This is a genomic window from Micrococcus sp. KBS0714 (assembly GCF_002008305.4).
Taxonomy (GTDB): Bacteria; Actinomycetota; Actinomycetes; order Actinomycetales; family Micrococcaceae; genus Micrococcus; species Micrococcus luteus.
Window position 1 is genome coordinate 1,276,335 of sequence record NZ_CP042169.1, and the last position, 17,773, is coordinate 1,294,107.

The 17,773-nt window shown below is 74.8% G+C and carries 17 protein-coding genes; 12 read left to right on the forward strand and 5 right to left on the reverse strand.

Annotated elements, in window-relative coordinates; all coding sequences use genetic code 11:
* Nucleotide 1 precedes the first annotated feature (1 nt).
* A complete protein-coding gene (locus B1A86_RS05870; protein ID WP_036336873.1) occupies nucleotides 2–595 on the reverse strand; it encodes a cyclodeaminase/cyclohydrolase family protein in 594 nt (197 codons plus the stop codon).
* Nucleotides 596–635: 40 nt separating this feature from the next.
* Entirely contained in the window at nucleotides 636–1,100 is a 465-nt protein-coding gene (locus tag B1A86_RS05875) for a pyrimidine dimer DNA glycosylase/endonuclease V (protein ID WP_036336875.1), read from the reverse strand.
* A gap of 124 nt (nucleotides 1,101–1,224) precedes the next feature.
* Here B1A86_RS05875 and B1A86_RS05880 point away from each other — a divergent pair, with 124 nt between their 5' ends.
* From B1A86_RS05880 to B1A86_RS05925, 10 genes are all read left to right on the forward strand, one after another.
* Nucleotides 1,225–1,416, forward strand: a complete 192-nt coding sequence (locus B1A86_RS05880) for a ubiquitin-like protein Pup (RefSeq protein ID WP_036336876.1) — start codon at nucleotides 1,225–1,227, stop codon at nucleotides 1,414–1,416.
* Entirely contained in the window at nucleotides 1,413–2,807 is a 1,395-nt protein-coding gene (gene pafA / locus B1A86_RS05885) for a Pup--protein ligase (RefSeq protein WP_036336878.1), read from the forward strand. The genes B1A86_RS05880 and pafA overlap by 4 nt, the downstream gene beginning before the upstream one ends.
* 37 nt (nucleotides 2,808–2,844) lie before the next feature.
* Entirely contained in the window at nucleotides 2,845–3,936 is a 1,092-nt protein-coding gene (locus B1A86_RS05890) for an FKBP-type peptidyl-prolyl cis-trans isomerase (RefSeq protein WP_036336886.1), read from the forward strand.
* A 32-nt stretch (nucleotides 3,937–3,968) separates the two neighbouring features.
* Nucleotides 3,969–4,364, forward strand: a complete 396-nt coding sequence (locus tag B1A86_RS05895; protein ID WP_010078659.1) for an FKBP-type peptidyl-prolyl cis-trans isomerase — start codon at nucleotides 3,969–3,971, stop codon at nucleotides 4,362–4,364.
* 11 nt (nucleotides 4,365–4,375) lie between these two features.
* Nucleotides 4,376–6,475, forward strand: a complete 2,100-nt coding sequence (locus B1A86_RS05900) for a YafY family protein (RefSeq protein WP_078025540.1) — start codon at nucleotides 4,376–4,378, stop codon at nucleotides 6,473–6,475.
* Between the two features lie 37 nt (nucleotides 6,476–6,512).
* Complete coding sequence (locus tag B1A86_RS05905; RefSeq protein WP_002855080.1) at nucleotides 6,513–6,770, forward strand: twin-arginine translocase TatA/TatE family subunit; 258 nt, start codon at nucleotides 6,513–6,515, stop codon at nucleotides 6,768–6,770.
* Between the two features lie 20 nt (nucleotides 6,771–6,790).
* A complete protein-coding gene (gene tatC, locus B1A86_RS05910; protein WP_041103787.1) occupies nucleotides 6,791–7,648 on the forward strand; it encodes a twin-arginine translocase subunit TatC in 858 nt (285 codons plus the stop codon).
* 74 nt (nucleotides 7,649–7,722) lie between these two features.
* Complete coding sequence (locus B1A86_RS05915; RefSeq protein WP_063190049.1) at nucleotides 7,723–10,713, forward strand: RNA helicase; 2,991 nt, start codon at nucleotides 7,723–7,725, stop codon at nucleotides 10,711–10,713.
* A gap of 19 nt (nucleotides 10,714–10,732) precedes the next feature.
* Nucleotides 10,733–11,827, forward strand: coding sequence for a hypothetical protein (locus tag B1A86_RS05920; RefSeq protein WP_041103783.1), 1,095 nt, complete (start codon nucleotides 10,733–10,735; stop codon nucleotides 11,825–11,827).
* A 90-nt stretch (nucleotides 11,828–11,917) separates the two neighbouring features.
* Complete coding sequence (locus B1A86_RS05925; protein ID WP_036315073.1) at nucleotides 11,918–12,649, forward strand: polyprenol monophosphomannose synthase; 732 nt, start codon at nucleotides 11,918–11,920, stop codon at nucleotides 12,647–12,649.
* 76 nt (nucleotides 12,650–12,725) lie between these two features.
* On the opposite strand, the gene B1A86_RS05930 is transcribed toward B1A86_RS05925, so the two are convergent.
* The 3 genes from B1A86_RS05930 to B1A86_RS05940 form a co-directional block, all read right to left on the reverse strand.
* Nucleotides 12,726–13,073: an RNA polymerase-binding protein RbpA gene (locus tag B1A86_RS05930; protein WP_060774975.1), complete on the reverse strand. Its 348-nt coding sequence runs from the start codon at nucleotides 13,071–13,073 to the stop codon at nucleotides 12,726–12,728.
* Between the two features lie 87 nt (nucleotides 13,074–13,160).
* Nucleotides 13,161–14,351, reverse strand: a complete 1,191-nt coding sequence (locus B1A86_RS05935) for an SPFH domain-containing protein (protein ID WP_078025539.1) — start codon at nucleotides 14,349–14,351, stop codon at nucleotides 13,161–13,163.
* A 70-nt stretch (nucleotides 14,352–14,421) separates the two neighbouring features.
* The gene (locus B1A86_RS05940; RefSeq protein WP_020624804.1) at nucleotides 14,422–14,898 is read right to left on the reverse strand and encodes an NfeD family protein; all 477 of its coding nucleotides are present in this window, start codon (nucleotides 14,896–14,898) and stop codon (nucleotides 14,422–14,424) included.
* 149 nt (nucleotides 14,899–15,047) lie between these two features.
* Between B1A86_RS05940 and B1A86_RS05945 the strand changes: the two genes are divergently transcribed.
* Nucleotides 15,048–17,153 carry an NADPH-dependent 2,4-dienoyl-CoA reductase gene (locus B1A86_RS05945; RefSeq protein ID WP_078025538.1) on the forward strand — a complete coding sequence of 702 codons (2,106 nt, stop codon included), beginning with the start codon at nucleotides 15,048–15,050 and terminating at the stop codon, nucleotides 17,151–17,153.
* 59 nt (nucleotides 17,154–17,212) lie between these two features.
* Complete coding sequence (locus B1A86_RS05950) at nucleotides 17,213–17,761, forward strand: hypothetical protein (RefSeq protein ID WP_049147365.1); 549 nt, start codon at nucleotides 17,213–17,215, stop codon at nucleotides 17,759–17,761.
* The last annotated feature ends 12 nt before the right edge of the window (nucleotides 17,762–17,773 follow it).

Here is a 17,773-nt window from a genome sequence, read left to right on the forward strand (position 1 = left end):
CTCAGCCCGTGACGGCCGCGCGCACGCGGCCCAGCAGGGCGTCCGCCCGCGCGACGAGACGGTCCGCCCGGTCGACGTCGGTGCGCACGATGCCCTCCAGGCCCTCGTCGCGGAGGGGGCCCAGGTTGGTCTCGAGGGTCACCGCGGCGGCGGTGAGGCCGCCCCGGACGCAGCCGAGCGCCGCACCGACGTCGGAGAGCACGTTCGGGTTCGCCGCGTCCAGCACACGCTCGGCCAGGTCCAGCGCACGCTCGGCGACGTCGACGATCCCGCGGGGCGGCTGGACGGCCTCGGCCAGGGCGGCCTGGATCGCGGCCGAGCGCCGGGCCCGGTCCTCCAGGGTGTCGCGGGGCAGCCCGAACGCCTCGGCCACGGCGCCGAAGCCCCGCTCGTCGCCGTCGGCGAGGCCGAGGCACGCCGCGATCAGGCCCTCCGATGCCCGGGCGTCCTCCTCGGCCGCGCTGAACCGGGCCGCCATGGCCAGCAGTCCGGCGCCCTCGGCGACCGCGAGCGCGCCCGTCGCGCCGCCGCCGGGGGTGGGCTCGCCGGAGGCGAGGCGCCCCAGATAGCTCTCGATGCTCTCGTCGCGGATCATGCCCCCACGGTGCCAGACCGGGCCCGACCGTGGCCCGCCCTCAGGCGCGCTCCCAGGAGGCGACCGGCCCCGGGACGATCGTGAACAGCGGGTGCACGTCGGGGACGGGCGTGTCCGACCACCGTTCGAGCCAGGCGGGGCTGCGCGCGGCCAGCTTGGCGCACAGGTGACGCCACTCCAGGTCGCGCTGGCCCGTGGTGGCCGGGATCGGTGCGAGACCGGCGGGCGGGATGCGCACCGCGCCGTCGGGGGCGGGGCACGGCCGGTCGATCCGGGAGTGGTCGAAGCGATAGCCGCGCGCCGTGGCCTCGGCCTCGAGGCCGGAGAGGAACGCACCGATCGCGCCGGACGGGTCCGGGTGCTCCCGGAACCTCAGCAGCTGCGGGTGGTCCCGATACCCGCGCGTGCGGCCGGCCAGGACGGCCTGCGCGAGCAGGGCCTCGCGCCAGGCGCCCGTCAGGCCCTGACGGTCGAGGTGGCGGGGGTGAAGGGTCCACAGGCGCATGCCCCCATCCTGCCAGCGCGGGGCAACCCGGGGGCGTGGGGCTGAAACGTGGCCCGCGCGTGGGGCAGGATGGGTGGACGCGGACGGAGCACACCGACCCGCGTCGACGCACGAGGAGGCCACCATGTCCCAGGAGCAGATCCGCCCACGCCCGTCCGGCGGCGACGACGAGACCGGCGCCGCGGCGGGCCAGGCGCACGTGAAGCCCGCGGCCCAGGACCAGCGCCTGGACAGCCTGCTGGACGAGATCGACTCGGTGCTGGAGTCCAACGCCGAGGAGTTCGTCAAGGGCTTCGTCCAGAAGGGCGGCCAGTGACCGACGCGGACCGCGCCCGCCGGATCTTCGGCCTGGAGACGGAGTACGGCGTCCAGCACTGGAACCCGGAGGGGCGCGCGCTCAGCCCCGAAGAGGTCGTCCGCTACCTCTTCCGGCCCGTCGTCGAGTGGGGGCGGTCCTCGAACGTGTTCGTGGCCAACGGCTCCCGGCTCTATCTCGACGTCGGCTCCCACCCCGAGTACGCGACCGCCGAGTGCTCGACGCTCGACGAGCTCATCGCCTCGGACGGGGCGGGGGACCTGCTGCTGCACGACCTCGTGGTCCAGGCCGAGGAGCGCATGGCCACGGACGGGGTCGGCGGCCGGATCCACCTCTACCGCAACAACGCCGACTCCTCGGGCAGTTCCTACGGCTCCCACGAGAACTACCTGCTGCGCCGGCGCACCGAGTACCGGCGGCTCACCGAGGCGCTCGTCCCGTTCCTCGTCTCCCGGCAGATCCTCGTGGGCGCGGGCCGCGTCGTGCCCGCCGGCACGTGGCCCGAGGGCGAGGGCCCGGCCCACTTCGCGTTCTCCCAGCGCGCCGACTTCGTGCAGGACGGCGTGTCCTCCTCCACCACGCGGTCCCGGCCGATCATCAACACGCGGGACGAGCCGCACGCGGACGCCTCCGAGTACCGGCGCCTCCACGTGATCGTGGGGGACACGAACCTCTCCGAGCACACCCACCTGCTGCGCTTCGGCGCCACCGACCTGCTGCTGCGGATGATCGAGGCGGGCTTCCCGCTCGGGGACCGCGTCGTCGCCCACCCCACCCGTGCGGTGCGGCAGATCTCCCACGACCTCACCGGCACGGCCCGCATCGCGCTCCGGGAGGGGGAGGCCTCCGCGCTCGAGCTGCAGGAGCACTACCTCGAGCGGGCCCGCACCTTCGTCGCCGCGGAGGGCGCCCACCACGACCGGGTGGGGGAGGTCCTCACCCTGTGGGGCGAGGTGCTCGACGCCGTCCGCACCGGTGACCGGTCCCGCATCGAGGACCGCATCGACTGGGCGATCAAGCTGCGCCTGCTGGAGGACTACCGGGCGCGCCACGACCTGGGCTGGGACGCGCCCCGCCTCGCCCAGCTGGACCTGGCCTTCCACGACATCGACCCCGACCGGGGGCTGTTCCGCCTGCTGCTCCGGCGCGGCGCCGTCGCCCGCCTGCTGCCCGAGGACGCCGCCCGGTCCGCCGTCGAGACCGCCCCGCCCACCACCCGGGCCCGCGTGCGCGCGGACTTCGTGGCCCGCGCCCGGGAGCGCGGCCTGGACTACGCCGTCGACTGGACGACCCTGAAGCTCACCGACCATCCGCTGCACGCGATCGTGACGAAGGACCCGTTCGACACGTCGTCGGCCGCCGTCGACCGGCTGTTCGGGCGAATCGCCTGACAGCGCACGCCCAGGACGCGCCGTTAGGGTGACCCGCATGAGTTCGTTCGAGACCCCCCAGCCCCCGACGGCCCGCCGCCGTCGCCGCCTGCTGCCGCTGCTGTCCCTCGGCGCCGCGGGCCTGATGCTGGCCACCGCCTGCGCCACCGGCGACGACGGCGCGGACCAGCCCCACAGCGACACCGCGTCGGCCTCCACGTCGGCCGCCCCCGAGCGGGCGGCCGTCGGCGAGGGCCAGGGGGAGCCGGACGCCCTGACGGGTGTCACCTTCACGGAGGGCGACGGCGGGGCGCCGACGGTCGAGATCGACGGGGAGATCGACACCGACCAGCCCACCACGCGCGTGCTGACCGCCGGCGAGGGGGAGCAGGTGCAGGAGGGCGACGTCCTGAAGATGTCGATCGCCGTCGTCGATCCGGCCAGCGGCGAGGTGGTCGCCGAGAACTTCAGCGGCGAACCGGAGGCCGTGCCCGTGGACGACCAGCTCAAGTCCATGAACCCGGAGATCCACGAGATGCTGGTGGGCAGCGGCGCCGGCACGATCGTCGCCGCGTACAGCCCCGAGTACGACGTCTCCGTCCCGCAGACCGAGAGCGCGTCGCCGAGCGCCTCCCCCTCCACCCAGACGCAGCCCGCCCAGCTGTTCGTCTACAAGATCGACGCCATCCTGCCGAAGCAGGCCGAGGGCGAGGAGGTGACCGAGCGGGACGAGCGCCTGCCCGACGTCACCGTGGACGAGCAGAGCGGTCGGCCGAGCATCGCGAAGCCCGACGGCGAGGCGCCCCAGGAGCTGGTGGTCCAGCCCCTGATCGAGGGCGAGGGCCACGAGGTCGGGGCGGACGACACCGTGACCGTGCAGTACGAGGGCGTGACGTGGTCCGACGGCGAGGTCTTCGACTCGTCCTGGGAGACGGGCCAGGCGATCACGTTCTCCCTCAACCGGGTCATCGAGGGCTGGAAGGAGGGTCTGGCCGGCCAGAAGGTGGGCTCGCGCGTCCTCCTGTCGATCCCGGCCGAGAAGGCCTACGGTGAGCAGGGCAGCCCGCCGGACATCGGCGAGAACGAGCCCCTGCTGTTCGTGGTGGACATCCTGGACGCCCAGGCGTCCGCCACCCCGTCGGCCAACTGACCCCGTCCACGAGAACCCCAGAGGAGAGCACCGTGTCCTTCGGACAGCGCGACTACGACCGCACCAAGCCCGAGATCGACTTCCCGGGCGAGACCCCGCCCACCGAGCTCGTGGTGGAGGACCTGATCGAGGGCTCCGGCCCGGCCGTCGAGGCCGGCTCCCGCGTGCAGGTCCACTACGTGGGCGTGGCCTGGTCCACCGGCGAGGAGTTCGACGCCTCGTGGAACCGCGGCACCCCGCTGCCCCTGACCGTCGGCGTCGGCCAGGTCATCGCCGGCTGGGACCAGGGCCTGCTCGGCATGAAGGTCGGCGGCCGCCGCCGCCTCGAGATCCCGCCGCACCTGGGCTACGGCGCCCGCGGCGCCGGCTCCGCGATCGGGCCGAACGAGACGCTCATCTTCGTCTGCGACCTCGTCTCGGTCGACTGACCCCGGGCCCCGTGACCCCACCCGCCCCGCGGCGCGCCGGCGACGAGGCCGCCGAGCGCATCATCTCGCTGCTGTGGCTGCTGCTCTCGGCGCCGCACGGCCTCGAGCGTGACCGGATCCGACGGCAGGTCGTCGGCTATGAGGGGCTCACGGACACCGCTTTCGAGAAGCTCTTCCAGCGGGACCGCCGCGTGCTGCGCGCCGTGGGGGTCCCGCTGGAGACCCTCGAACCCGCGGGCTTAGACGAGGGCGAGGCGGGGGTGCGGCACCGCGTCGTCCGCGACGCGCTGCTGCTGCGCGACCTCGACCTGACCGTGGACGAGCGCCGCGCCCTCGTGCGGGCGCGGCGCCTGTGGGGCGACTCGCCGCTGCGCGCCGACGTCGTCCGCGCCGTGGGCCTGCTGTTCCAGCCGGCCACCGACCTCACGGGCGATGACGAGCTGGCCGGGTACCACACCCTCATGCCCCGGGCCGACCCCCGGCTCGAGGCCCTCACCCAGGCCGTGGCCGACGAGGCCGTGCTGCGCTTCCCCTACCGCGACGCGCGGGGGCGGGCCACCCGGCGCACCGTGCGGGCCTGGTACCTCACCCTCGTGCGCGGCCGCTGGTACCTCACCGGCTGGGACCTCGACCGCGGCGCCGAGCGCAGCTTCCGGCTCACCCGGATGGAGGGGGAGCCGCGCCGCGTCGAGCGGGCGACGGACGCCCCCGGCCGTCCCGAGGACCACGACCACGCCGGCCTCGTGGCGCGCCTGGCCGGGCAGGCCGACGCCGAGCGGGTCCGGGTGTGGCTCGCGCCCGGCCGGGGTCAGGGCGTCCGCGCGGTCGGTGAGCCCGCCGAGCCCCGGGTCGAGGACGGCGCCGCACCGGGGCCCGACTGGGAGCTCTGGGAGGCCCCCGCCGGGCCGCGCGAGGACGGCCTCGCCGCGGAGATCGGCGGCCTGCTGGGCCGGGCCGTGCCCTCCGCCGCGCACCCGGACCTGACCGACCGCGTCCGCGCGGGCCTGGCCGCCGCGGCGGAGGCCCACGCCGGCCCCGCCGACCCGGCCCTGCTCGAGGTCCCGCTCGCCGCGCCCGTCCGACGTCGCGCCCGCGACTCGAGCGAGGACCTCGTGGGCCGCCTGCTGGACATCGTGGGGCTGGCCAACCGGGCCGGTGGGGTGGACCGGGCGGAGCTGCGCGCCCGCCTCGGCATCACCGACGAGCGCCTCGACGCCGACCTCGAGACGCTGCGCTACTGCGGCATGCCCGAGCGGGACTTCCCCGGCTTCCAGTTCGAGGTGGCGGAGGTCGGTGGCCGCGTCCACGTGGAGCGCGCCGCCGACCTGGCCGGTCCCGTGCGGCTGACGCGCCCCGAGGCGCACAGCCTCGTCGCCGCCCTGCAGACGGTCGCGGACCTGCCGGTGCTGGACGAGGCCGACCGCGAGGCCGCTCGCTCCGCCCAGCGCCGGATCCGCGCCGCGGTCCTGGACGCGGGGGCCCCGGATGCGGACGACGCGGACGACGCCGCCCTCCGGGAGGCCGAGGCGCACACCGCCGGCGAGCCCCCGGTCGCCGTCGCCGCCCACTGGGACGTGGCCGTGGACCCCGCGACGGTGCGCACCCTGCTGGCCGCCGTGGCGGAGCGGGCCGTCGTCCATCTGACCTACCGCTCCGTGCATGCCGATGCCCTCACCGAGCGGGACGTGGAGCCGCTGGCCCTCGTGCAGGACGGGGCGCGCCTCTACCTGCAGGCGTGGTGCCGTCGCGCCGAGGACCACCGGGTGTTCCGGGTGGACCGGATCAGCGCGCCCGCACCCACGGGGGAGACGTTCGCGCCCCGGGCTCGGCCCGCGCGCTGGCGGGTCCATCCCGACGACACTGCGGGGGTGCCGGTGCTGCTGCGCTGGGCCCATCCCGTCCGCGACGCGGCCGCCGGCTACCGCCCGGACGCCCAGGCCGACCTGCCCGACGGCGACCGGCTCACCCGGGTGCATCTGACCGACGCCGCCGTGGCGGCCGCGCTGGTCGGACGCCACGGCGGCGCCGTCGAGGTGCTGGCCCCCGCCGACCTCCGGACGTCCGTGGCGGACGCGCTGGGCGATGCCCTCGCGGCCCTGCCGGCGCGGTAGCCTGGACCCCGGAACCCCATCGAAAGGACCCTTCATCATGGCTGGACTCCAGGGCTGGCAGCTCGTCATCATCATCCTGCTCGCGATCCTGCTCTTCGCGGCGCCGAAGCTGCCCGCGATGGCCCGCAACCTCGGCCAGTCGATGCGCATCTTCTCCTCCGAGGTGAAGCAGATGCGCACCGAGGGCAAGGGCACCACGGACGAGCGCTCCGGCGCCGGTTCCACCGCCGCGGACGAGCCGGTCGAGGGCCGCGTCGTCGAGCGTGACGAGACCGACCCGCGCGACCCGCGCTGAGCCGGAAGGACCCCCACCCGATGACCGAGGTCGACGAGGTCGCCCGCCGCACCCGGCGCCGCCGGAAGCGGCGGGACAACCCCACCGGCGAGATGCCGCTGCGCGAGCACCTCACGGAGCTGCGCAACCGACTGCTGAAGTCGGCGCTCGCCGTCGCCGTCGGCATGGTGATCGGCTTCCTCGTCTACCAGCCGGTCATGGCGGAGCTGTTCCGCCCGGTCAAGGAGATCGCCAGCCAGGGACACACGGCGGCCGTCGCCTATGACACGGTGGCCTCGCCGTTCGACCTCATGCTCAAGGTCAGCATGTTCATCGGGCTCATCCTGTCCAGCCCGGTCTGGCTCTACCAGATCTGGGCATTCATCGTGCCGGGTCTGAAGAAGGCCGAGAAGAAGTACGCCCTGGGCTTCATCGCCGCGGCCGTGCCCCTGTTCATCTTCGGCATCGCGCTGGGGTGGCTCGTGATGCCGCAGGCCGTCCAGTTCTTCGTGGGCTTCACTCCCGAGGGCGGCGCGAACCTCCCGACGGCGTCGGTGTACATCAGCTTCGTCACGCGTCTCTACCTCGCGTTCGGCGTGGCCATGGTCCTGCCGGTGCTGCTGGTGGGACTGAACATGCTCGGCATCCTGCCGGGCCGCACGATCGTCCACCACTGGCGCATCACCGTCTTCGTGATCATGCTGATCGCCGCGATCGCCGCCCCCGGTGCGGACGCCATCTCCATGTTCTACATGGCGATCCCGCTCGTCGTCCTCTTCGGCGTGGCCATCGTCCTGTGCCTGTGGGGGGACCGTCGTCGTGACCGCCGCTCGGGGCAGCGCGAGGTGGACGTCGAGGCGGAGCTCGCCGAAGGCCCGAAGCCGCTCGATCAGATCTGAGCGTCGTACGCGGCGGCCCTCCCGCCCGGACGCACGACCACGACGGTGTCCGGACCCGCCAGTAGGGTGGGGCCATGGCCCACCATCCCGCGTCCGCGACCCCGCACGACGAGCCCGAGCTGAGCCCGGCGGAGCGCTACGCCCGTGCCCGGGCGGCCCGGCACCACGCCGGCTCCGAGCTCGGCCGGTTCGCCGCACGCGTGGGCTTCCCCCTCGACGACTTCCAGCGCCGCGCGTGCGCCGAGGTGGAGGACGGCCACGGCGTCCTCGTCGCGGCGCCCACCGGCGCCGGCAAGACGGTGGTCGGCGAGTTCGCCGTCCATCTGGCCCTGGCCCGCGGCACGAAGGCGTTCTACACCACCCCCATCAAGGCTCTCAGCAACCAGAAGCACGCGGACTTCGCCCGCGTGCACGGTGCGGAGAACGTCGGCCTGCTCACGGGGGACACCTCCGTCAACCCGGATGCGCCCGTCGTCGTGATGACCACCGAGGTGCTGCGCAACATGCTGTACGCGCAGTCCGACACCCTCATCGACCTCGGCTTCGTCGTCATGGACGAGGTCCACTACCTCGCCGACCGGTTCCGGGGCCCGGTGTGGGAGGAGGTCATCATCCACCTGCCCGAGCACGTGCAGCTGATCTCCCTGTCCGCCACGGTGTCCAACGCCGAGGAGTTCGGCGCCTGGCTCGACACGGTCCGGGGCGCCACCACCGTGATCGTCTCCGAACACCGGCCGGTGCCGCTGTGGCAGCACGTCATGGCCGGGGGCCGGCTCTACGACCTGTTCGCCGAGGACATCGCCTTCGAGGACACCGCGGACCGGGACGGGGAGGCCCTGCTCAACCCCGAGCTCAAGCGCCTGGGGGAGGAGACCGAGCGCCGGTTCCAGCGCGCGGACTGGGGACGGCCCGGGCGGCAGCAGCACCGCGACGGGCGCGGGGGCGGCCCGAAGGGCCGGGTCAGGGGCGGCCGACGCACGACTCGCGACGGCGGCCGGGGCCGGAACGGCTCCTCCGCGCTGGACCGGGAGCGGCCGGTCTCCGGTCGGCCGGGCGGTCACGACGGCGGCCAGCGGCGCGGACCGCGGCTGTCCACGTCGCGCCCAGAGATGATCCGGGCCCTCGACCGCGACGGGCTGCTGCCGTGCATCACCTTCATCTTCTCCCGGACCGGCTGCGACGCCGCCGTGGAGCAGTGCCTCCGGGCCGGGCTCGACCTCACCACGGCGCGGGAGAAGGCGCTCGTGGCCGAGCGGGTCGAGGAGGCGGCGCGTCTGCTGCCCGTCGAGGACCTGGAGATCCTCGGGTTCTGGGCGTGGCGCGACGGCCTGTCCCGGGGCTTCGCGGCCCACCACGCCGGCATGCTGCCCCCGTTCAAGGAGGCCGTCGAGGACCTGTTCGCCGCCGGCGCGCTCAAGGCCGTGTTCGCCACGGAGACCCTCGCCCTCGGCATCAACATGCCGGCCCGCTCCGTGGTGATCGAGAAGCTGGTCAAGTTCAACGGCGAGAACCACGTCGACATCACGCCGGGGGAGTACACCCAGCTGACGGGCCGGGCGGGCCGCCGCGGCATCGACGTCGAGGGCCACGCCGTGGTGATGTGGCGTCCCGGGCTGGACCCGGCCGCCGTCGCGGGCCTGGCCTCGCGCCGCACCTACCCGCTGCGCTCCTCGTTCCGGCCTACCTACAACATGTCCGCGAACCTGCTGGCACAGGTCGGGGCGGAGCGGGCACGGGGCATCCTCGAGTCCTCGTTCGCCCAGTTCCAGGCGGACCGCTCCGTGGTGGGGCTGGCCCGCGAGGTCCGCTCGAAGCAGGCCAGCCTCGAGAAGTACGAGGAGGCCATGCAGTGTCACCTCGGCGACTTCGCCGAGTACCTCACCCTGCGCAAGGAGCTCGCGGCCGCGGAGAAGTCCGGCTCGCAGGGGCGCCGTCGGGCCCACCTGGCCGCCGTGAAGGACTCGCTCGCGAACCTCGCGGTCGGGGACGTCGTCGAGCTCGACGCCGGCCGCGCGCTCGGCCGGGCCGTCGTCGTGTTCCCCGCCGGCAACCTCCAGAACCCGCGCGTCGGCGTCGTGACGGACAAGGCGCAGCTGCGCCGCATCACGGTGGACGACGTCGCCGGGCCGGTCGAGCCGGTGGCCGGCGCCGCCCTGCCCCAGGTGGTGCAGGTGAAGACGCCCGCGCAGCGCAAGGACGTCGCCGCGCTCATGCGCGAGGCCGTGCGCACGGGCCGCCCGCCCGCCGGAGGCCGCCGCACGGCGGGCTTCCGCCTCCGGGAGGACCCGGCCGCGCCCCGGGTCGAGGAGCTGCGCCGGGCACTGCGCCGCCACCCGTGCCACGGCTGCCAGGACCGCGAGGAGCACGCCCGCTGGGGCGACCGCTGGTGGGCCATGCGGCGGGAGGTCTCCGTCCTGCGGGAGCGCATCGCGGGCCGCACCAACACCATCGCCCGCACGTTCGACCGCGTCGTCGGTCTGCTGCGCGCCTACGGCTACGTCCAGGAGGACGCGTCCTCGCCCCGCGCGGCGCTCACGGAGCGCGGCGAGGCCCTGCGCCGGATCTACGGCGAGCGGGACCTGTTCACCTCGCTGGTGCTGCAGGATCCGGCCACGGACGGCTTGACGCCGGAGGAGTGGGCCGCCGTCGCCGCGCTGCTCGTGTACCAGGGCAGGGGGGAGGCCGAGCCCGGACTGGTCCCGATGCCGACCCCGCGGCTCGCGCGCGTCGCGGAGGCCGCCGAGCGCATCGAGGAGCGCCTGCGCACGGACGAGGCCCAGGCCCGGCTCGAGCCGACGCCCCGGACGGACCCCGGGCTGGTGGCACCCATGCACCGCTGGGTGCGGGGCGCCACCCTGCGCCGCACCCTTGACGGCGCGGACCTCGCCGCGGGCGACTTCGTCCGCTGGGCGCGGCAGGTCATCGACGTGCTGGGCCAGCTGGCCAACGTCCCCGGGGACACCCGTCGCAGCCGTGCCTGCCGCCGGGCCGCGGACCTCGTCTCCCGCGGCGTCGTGGCCACCTCGCTGCCGGCGGCCTCGGCGCCGCGCGCGGACGAGGACTGACACGGGCTAGGGTGGGCGGGTGAGCGCACACCTGTTGACCCGCGGCATCATCCACTCGACGACGGACCCGTACGCACAGGCGCTGCTGGTCCGGGACGGGATGATCGCCTGGCTCGGCGCGGACGACTCCGCGGACCGCGTGGCCGACCCGGGTGACGAACGGCGGGACCTCGACGGCGCCGTCGTCGTGCCCGTGTTCGTCGAGCCGCTGGCCCGGCCCGCGGACGCGCGGGACGCGCTGAGCCGCGGCACCGCCGTCGTGACGGTCCTGGCCGGGCCCGAGGACACGGGCGCCGCGCCCGCCGACGAGGACGTCCAGACCGTCGTCTACCGGCACGCCGACCGCGTGGACGCCGAGGCGGCCGGGGTGTGGCTGCCCGTCGGGACCGACACCGACCCCGCCACGCTCACCGGCCTCCTGACGGCCTCGACCCAGGCGGGGGAGCAGGCCTACCTCGTCCCCGACGGCGGTGCGGACGCCGGGCCCGCCGCCCAGGACGTGGCCCTGACCGCCCTGCGCTCGGTCGCGGAGGAACTCGGCACCGCCGCCCTGGGCCGCGTGCGCCATCGGCTCGTGGTCACCCACCCGGTCACCGCCGAGGACCGCGCCTTCCTGGCCGCCGCCGGGGTCAGCGCCACCGTCGTCCCCGACGCGGACGGCGTGCTGCACGCCCCCGTGGCGAGCCTGCTGGCCGACGCCGTCACCGTGTGCCTGGGCGCCGGCCCGGCCGGGGACCCGTGGGCCGCCGTCCGGTCGGCGCTGTCCCACCCCGACCCGGACGAGCGCATCTCCGCCCGCTCCGCCTTCGCCGCCGCGACCCGCACCCCGCTGCGCGCGCTGCCCGACGCTCCGGCGGCACGCCTGTCCGTCGCCCCGCGCCTGAGCGTGTCGGCCCCGGCCGTGTTCGGCGTCTGGGACGCCGACGCGGTCGCTGTGCAGTCGCCGGACGGCCGGGTGGCGGCGTGGAGCACGGACACCCGGGCCGGCACGCCGCTGCTGCCGGCCCTCGACGCCGAGACCGCCCTGCCCCGCTGGCGGGCCACCTGGGTGGACGGCCGGATCGCCGCGGAGGACGTGGCCCGCGACGCTCACGACGCCGCGACGCCGGCCTGAGACCTCCGCTTCCTATACTCGAACGGATGCGATGGCCCGTCCGACCGGCGGGCCGCCCCCACGACCCCGGCCGGAAGGCGAGAACCGCACATGCGCGTGCTGACCATCATCCCCACGTACAACGAGATCGAGTCGCTGCCGCTGACCCTCGGCCGACTCCGTGACGCCGTCCCGGAGTCCGACGTTCTCGTGGTGGACGACGCCTCCCCGGACGGCACCGGCGACTGGGCCGACGCCCGCGCCGCCGAGGACCCCTCCGTGCACGTGCTGCACCGCACCACCAAGGACGGCCTGGGCGGCGCCTACATCGCCGGGTTCCGCTGGGGCCTGGAGCGCGGCTACGACGTCCTGGTCGAGATGGACGCGGACGGCTCGCACCAGCCCGAGCAGCTGCCGCGCCTGCTGGAGGCCGTCCGCACTGCGGACCTGGTGATCGGCTCGCGCCGCGTGCCGGGCGGCAAGATGGTGAACTGGCCGACCTCCCGCAAGATGATCTCGTGGGCCGGCTCCCTGTACCCGCGGATCATGCTCGGCCTCAACCTGACGGACATCACGGCGGGCTACCGCGCCTACCGGGCCGACACGCTCCGTGCGATCGACCTGGACGCGATCGAGTCCAAGGGCTACGGGTTCCAGGTGGACATGACCTTCCGCACGGCCCGCCTCGGCAAGCGGATCGTCGAGGTCCCGATCACGTTCGTGGAGCGTGAGCTCGGCGAGTCCAAGATGAGCGGCGGCATCATCGGCGAGGCCGTGGTCAACGTGACCCGGTGGGGCCTGGCCGCGCGCTGGGAGGGCCTGCGCGCCCGCCTCGGCCTGTGAGGCGCACAGTCCCCGAACGACGACGGGGCCGGATCCATGGCGGATCCGGCCCCGTCGTGCATGGGGGAGCGGCGGGTCAGGCGTCGACCTCCTCGCCGCGGCTGGCGCGCAGCTTGTTGAGCTGGATCTTGTAGGTCTCCTCCAGCTCCTCGAGGCTGCGGCGCTCACGCAGCATGTCCCAGTGGGTGCGCACGGGCTTGCCCTCGGTCTCAGCCGGCTTCTCGCCGCTGACGAGGAACGCCTCCTTGCCGGTCTTCGAAGTCCAGGTGGCCGGCACGTCCGCCTCCACGGAGAAGGTCACGAACACCTGCTCGCCGTCCTCCGTGCGGTACTCCACCCGCTGCCGGGCGGCGGGCTCGACGCCGGCCTCGGACTCCAGGGACTGCGCGCCCAGGCGCATGCCCCGCAGGCTGCGATCGCTCACGTTTCCTCCTCGTCAGGCCGCGCCGAGGCCCGCGCGGGGGCGCGGGCCGATCGAGGCGCGGCGGGTCGTTCTCACCGATGGAACCATTCAGTGTCCCACAGCATTCCCGTCGGCCTCGCCGGCCGGGCGGGTGCCGGGGGTGCGGCCGGCCGACGGGTCGGGCTCGATCTCCTGCGGCGTGGCCAGGGCCTCGTCGAGCGAGGTCTGCGGCATGTCCTCCGCCGTCACCGCGCCCGCGGTCATCGCGTCCATGACGCCGCTGGCGCGCAGGGCGTCCGCGGTGGTGGGACGGGACCCACGCGGCCGACGCGCGCGCTCCGGGGTGACGCCGGAGTGCTCGGCTCCCGGCTCGCCCGCGCGGTCCCCGGAGTCCCGACGCCGGGGTGCGTGCTCCGGGGTGGGGCGGTCGCCGTCGCCGGGGGCGAACGCCTCACCGAGGCCCTGCAGGGCGCGGGTGAGCTCGGCGGGGACCACGAACATGGTGTTGGCCTGGCCGTCGGCGATCTTGGGCAGGGACTGCAGGTACTGGTAGGCCAGGACCTCGGAGTCGGCGCCGCCGGAGTGGATGGCGTCGAAGACCACCTCGATCGCCTCCGCCTCGGCGTTGGCGCGCAGCACGCGGGCCTGAGCCTCGCCCTCGGCGGAGAGGATCTGGGACTGGCGCTCGCCCTCGGCCGTGAGGATGGCGGCCTGCTTCGTGCCCTCGGCGGTGAGGATGGCGGCGCGGCGGTCGCGCTCGGCGCGCATCTGCTTCTCCATCGAGTCCTGGATGGACATGGGCGGGTCGATGGCCTTGAGCTCCACCCGCGAGACCCGCAGGCCCCAGCGCGTGGTGGCGTCGTCCAGCACGCCGCGCAGCTGGGAGTTGATGGAGTCGCGAGAGGTCAGGGCCTCCTCGAGGTTCATGCCGCCCACGACGTTGCGCAGGGTGGTGGTGGTGAGCTGCTCCACCGCGTGGATGTAGTTGGCGATCTCATAGGTCGCGGCCTTGGCGTCCGTGACCTGGAAGTAGACGACCGTGTCGATGGAGACGACGAGGTTGTCCTCGGTGATCACCGGCTGGGGCGGGAAGGAGACGACCTGCTCGCGCATGTCCACCATCGGGAGCATGCGGTCCACGAACGGGATGATCAGGGTCAGCCCGGCGCCGGCCGTGCGGTTGTACTTGCCGAGGCGTTCGATGTTGGCCGTCCGCGCCTGCGGGATGATCTTGACCGAGGAGGCCACGATCACCGCCGCGAGGACGGCGAGGACGACGAGGACGATGAGGGTTTCCATCGGGGTCCCTTCTTCTGGGGTCGGTGCGGTCGGTGCGGTCGGTGCGGTCGGAACGAGGACGTGGGGCGGCTCAGGCGCCGTCCGCCTCCCAGTCGATGCGGGGGAGCGGGCGGACCACCAGGGTGGCCCCGTCGATGCGCAGGACGGTCACCTCGTCGCCGGGGGCGACCTCGGGCGCCCCGGGCTCGACGCGGGCGGACCAGGTGTCGCCGTCGACGGCGAGCGTGCCGGCGTCGCCGGTGATCGCGCCCTGGGCCGCGACGCGGCGCCCCGGAAGCGTGTCCAGGTAGGAGGCGCCGGCGCCGGTGTCCTTGCGCAGGTGGCGCAGCGCGACGGGGCGCACGGCGGCGAGCATCAGCAGGGCGACGGCGGCGAACGCCGCGAGCTGGAGCGCCAGCGGGCCGCCCACGAGCGCGACCACTCCCGCCGCGCCGGCCCCGGCGGCGATCATCAGGAAGACGAGGTCGAGGGTCAGCAGCTCGACGCCGGCCAGGCCGGCGGCCAGCACCAGCCACAGCCAGCCCGCGTTCGCCTCGATCCACTCCATGCGTGCGCTCCCCTCCGTGTCGGGTGCGCGGACGGGTCTGCCGCGCGTCGACGTGTGATCCCCATCCTGCCCTATGCAGTGGCGTCGGACACAGCGTGTCCCCAGGCGGTCCTGGAAGGAGGGGGCTACCGACCGGTAATGTGAGCTGCATGACATCTTCACCCGTCGCGGTCTCGCCCCTGCTCCAGCCGATCACTCTGGGCCCCCTCACGCTGCCCAACCGGGTGGTCATGGCCTCGATGCACATGGGACTGGAGGATCGGCACGACGACCTGCCGCAGCTGGCGGCGTTCTACGCGGAGCGGGCACGCGGCGGCGTCGGACTCATCGTCACCGGCGGCCTGGGCGTCGTCCCGGAGGGCACGGTGACGCTGGGCGGGGGGATGCTCGCCAGCGAGGAGGACGCGCGCGCCCATCGCGTCGTCACGGACGCCGTCCACGCCGCCGGGGGCAGGATCCTCGCCCAGCTGCTGCACGCGGGACGCTACGCCCCCAGCCCCGACCTGGTCTCGGCCTCCGCGGTGCGAGCGCCGATCTCGCGGCACACGCCCCGGGAGATGACGGCCGCGGACATCGAGCGGACCGTGAACGCGTTCGCACGCGCGGCCACGTTGGCCCTGGAGGCCGGATACGACGGCGTGGAGATCATGGCCTCGGAGGGCTACCTCCTCAACCAGTTCCTCGCCCCGGCGACGAACCGACGCGCGGACGAGTACGGGGGCGACGCCGAGCGCCGACGCCGGTTCCCGGTCGCGGTGGTCGCGGCCGTGCGCGAGGCGCTGGGGGAGCGCGGCGTGCTCTCGGTGCGCACCTCGGCGGCGGACCTCGTCCCCGACGGGCAGACGCGCGCGGAGATCGCGGACACCGCCCGGGCCTTCGAGGCCGCCGGAGCGGACGTCCTGATGACCGGCATCGGGTGGCACGAGTCGCGTGTGCCGACCATCGTGACCTCCGTGCCGCGCGCCGCGTTCCTGGCCGCCTCGGCTGACCTGACCGCCGCCGTCGACATCCCCGTGATCGCCTCCAACCGGCTGACCACCCCCGCCGAGGCGGAGGAGGCGCTGACGTCCGGGGCCGCCGCGCTCGTCGGGCTGGCCCGGCCCCTGCTGGCGGACCCCGACTGGATGGCCGCGATCGGCGACCCGCGCGCTCGGACCCTGACCCCGTGCATCGCCTGCAACCAGGCCTGCCTCGACCACGTGTTCACCGGGGCCAAGGTCTCGTGCCTGATGAACCCCCGCGCCGGGCGGGAGACGGAGCCGGAGTACGCCGCGCCCGTCCCGGTGGCCCTCGGCCGCCGGCGCCGGATCGCCGTGGTCGGTGCCGGGCCGGCGGGCCTCACGGCGGCGGAGCGTGCGGCCCGGTTCGGGCACGAGGTCACCCTGTTCGACCGGCACGCCGAGCCCGGCGGCCAGTTCCGGCTCGCCCGGCGCATCCCCGGCAAGGAGGAGTTCGGTCCCGCGCTGGAGCACCTGGCGGCCCGCGCGGCGGCGTCCGGGGTGACGCTCGTGACCGGGGAGGAGGTATCCGCACAGACACTCCTGACCGACGACGGGCGGCCGGGTTACGACGAGGTGCTCCTCACCACCGGCGTGCGGCCCCGGCCCGTCGCTCTGCCCGGGACGGGGGAGCCGGGCGCGCCCGCCGTCCATGCCTATGACGACGTGGTCCTGGGGCACGTCGACGTCGGCCCGCGCGTCGCGGTGATCGGCGCCGGCGGCGTGGGCGTGGATGTCGCCGAGGCCCTGGCGGCCGGCACGGAACGGCCGGACGGGACACCCGAGACGCAGGAGCACTGGCGGGCCCGCTGGGGCGTGGCACTGACCTCTCAGACGCCGGGCCAGCTGGCGAAGCCGGCCGCGGCCGACCCCGGACGCGAGGTCCACCTGCTCCAGCGCAGCCCCGGACCGATCGGCGTGCGACTGCGCCCCACCACCGGCTGGGTGCACCGCGCCGAGCTGCGGCGGCACGGGGTCCACCTGCACTCCGGTGTGACCTACGAGGGCCTCGGCCCCGACGGCCTGCGCGTGACCGCGCCGTCCCCGGAGGACCCCGAGGCCCGCGTGGCGCTGACCCTGGACGTGACGGACGTCGTCGTGTGCGCCGGGCAGGAGTCCGAGACGGATCTCGTCGAGGACCTGGTGGCTGCGGGCTACGCGCCGGAGGCGGTGCGCCTGATCGGTGGCGCGGCCGAAGCCCGCGAGCTCGACGCCTACCGGGCCATGGACCACGCCGTGCGGGCCGTGCAGGGCTGAGCCGCGCCGCCGGCCGGCGGGCCCTCCCGGGCGGACGACGTCGGGGCTACGGTCGGGGCATGGCTCTCATCTACACCGCACGCCTGGACCCGGACAAGCCCGAATGGATCCGCCGCCGCCTCGTGGCGCACGGACTGCCCGAGGACGTGACCGCCGAGAAGGTCGGCTCGTACCGGTTCGACGATCCCACCGGCGAGATCGGCGTCGAGTCGATGCTCGTGCGCGTGGGGGACCGGCTCTACCAGACTGCGTTCGCCTACCGAGGCGACGCACCCGCCGAGGGGGACGTCGTGGCCGAGGTGGAGCACTCCGTCCTGGGACACCGCTGGGTCGTGGACGCCGCCACCGACCCGGACGCGCGCCGTATCCTCGCGGCCGCCGTGCGCGGCGAGATCCCGCAGGCCCGGCTCGAGATGCATGACGAGTCCGGGACCTACCTCGAGACGCGCGCCCCGGATCTCACCCTCCGCGTGATCGGCGCCGATGCGACGGGGGAGCTCGAGGTGCCGGTCGAGCTGTCGGAGACGGGCGAGGCGGACGTCGACGGCCCGCGGTGCCTCATCGCCGAGGGAGACGGTGTGCGGGCCGTCGTCGCGCGTCTTACCTGAGGGGCGGTCCGC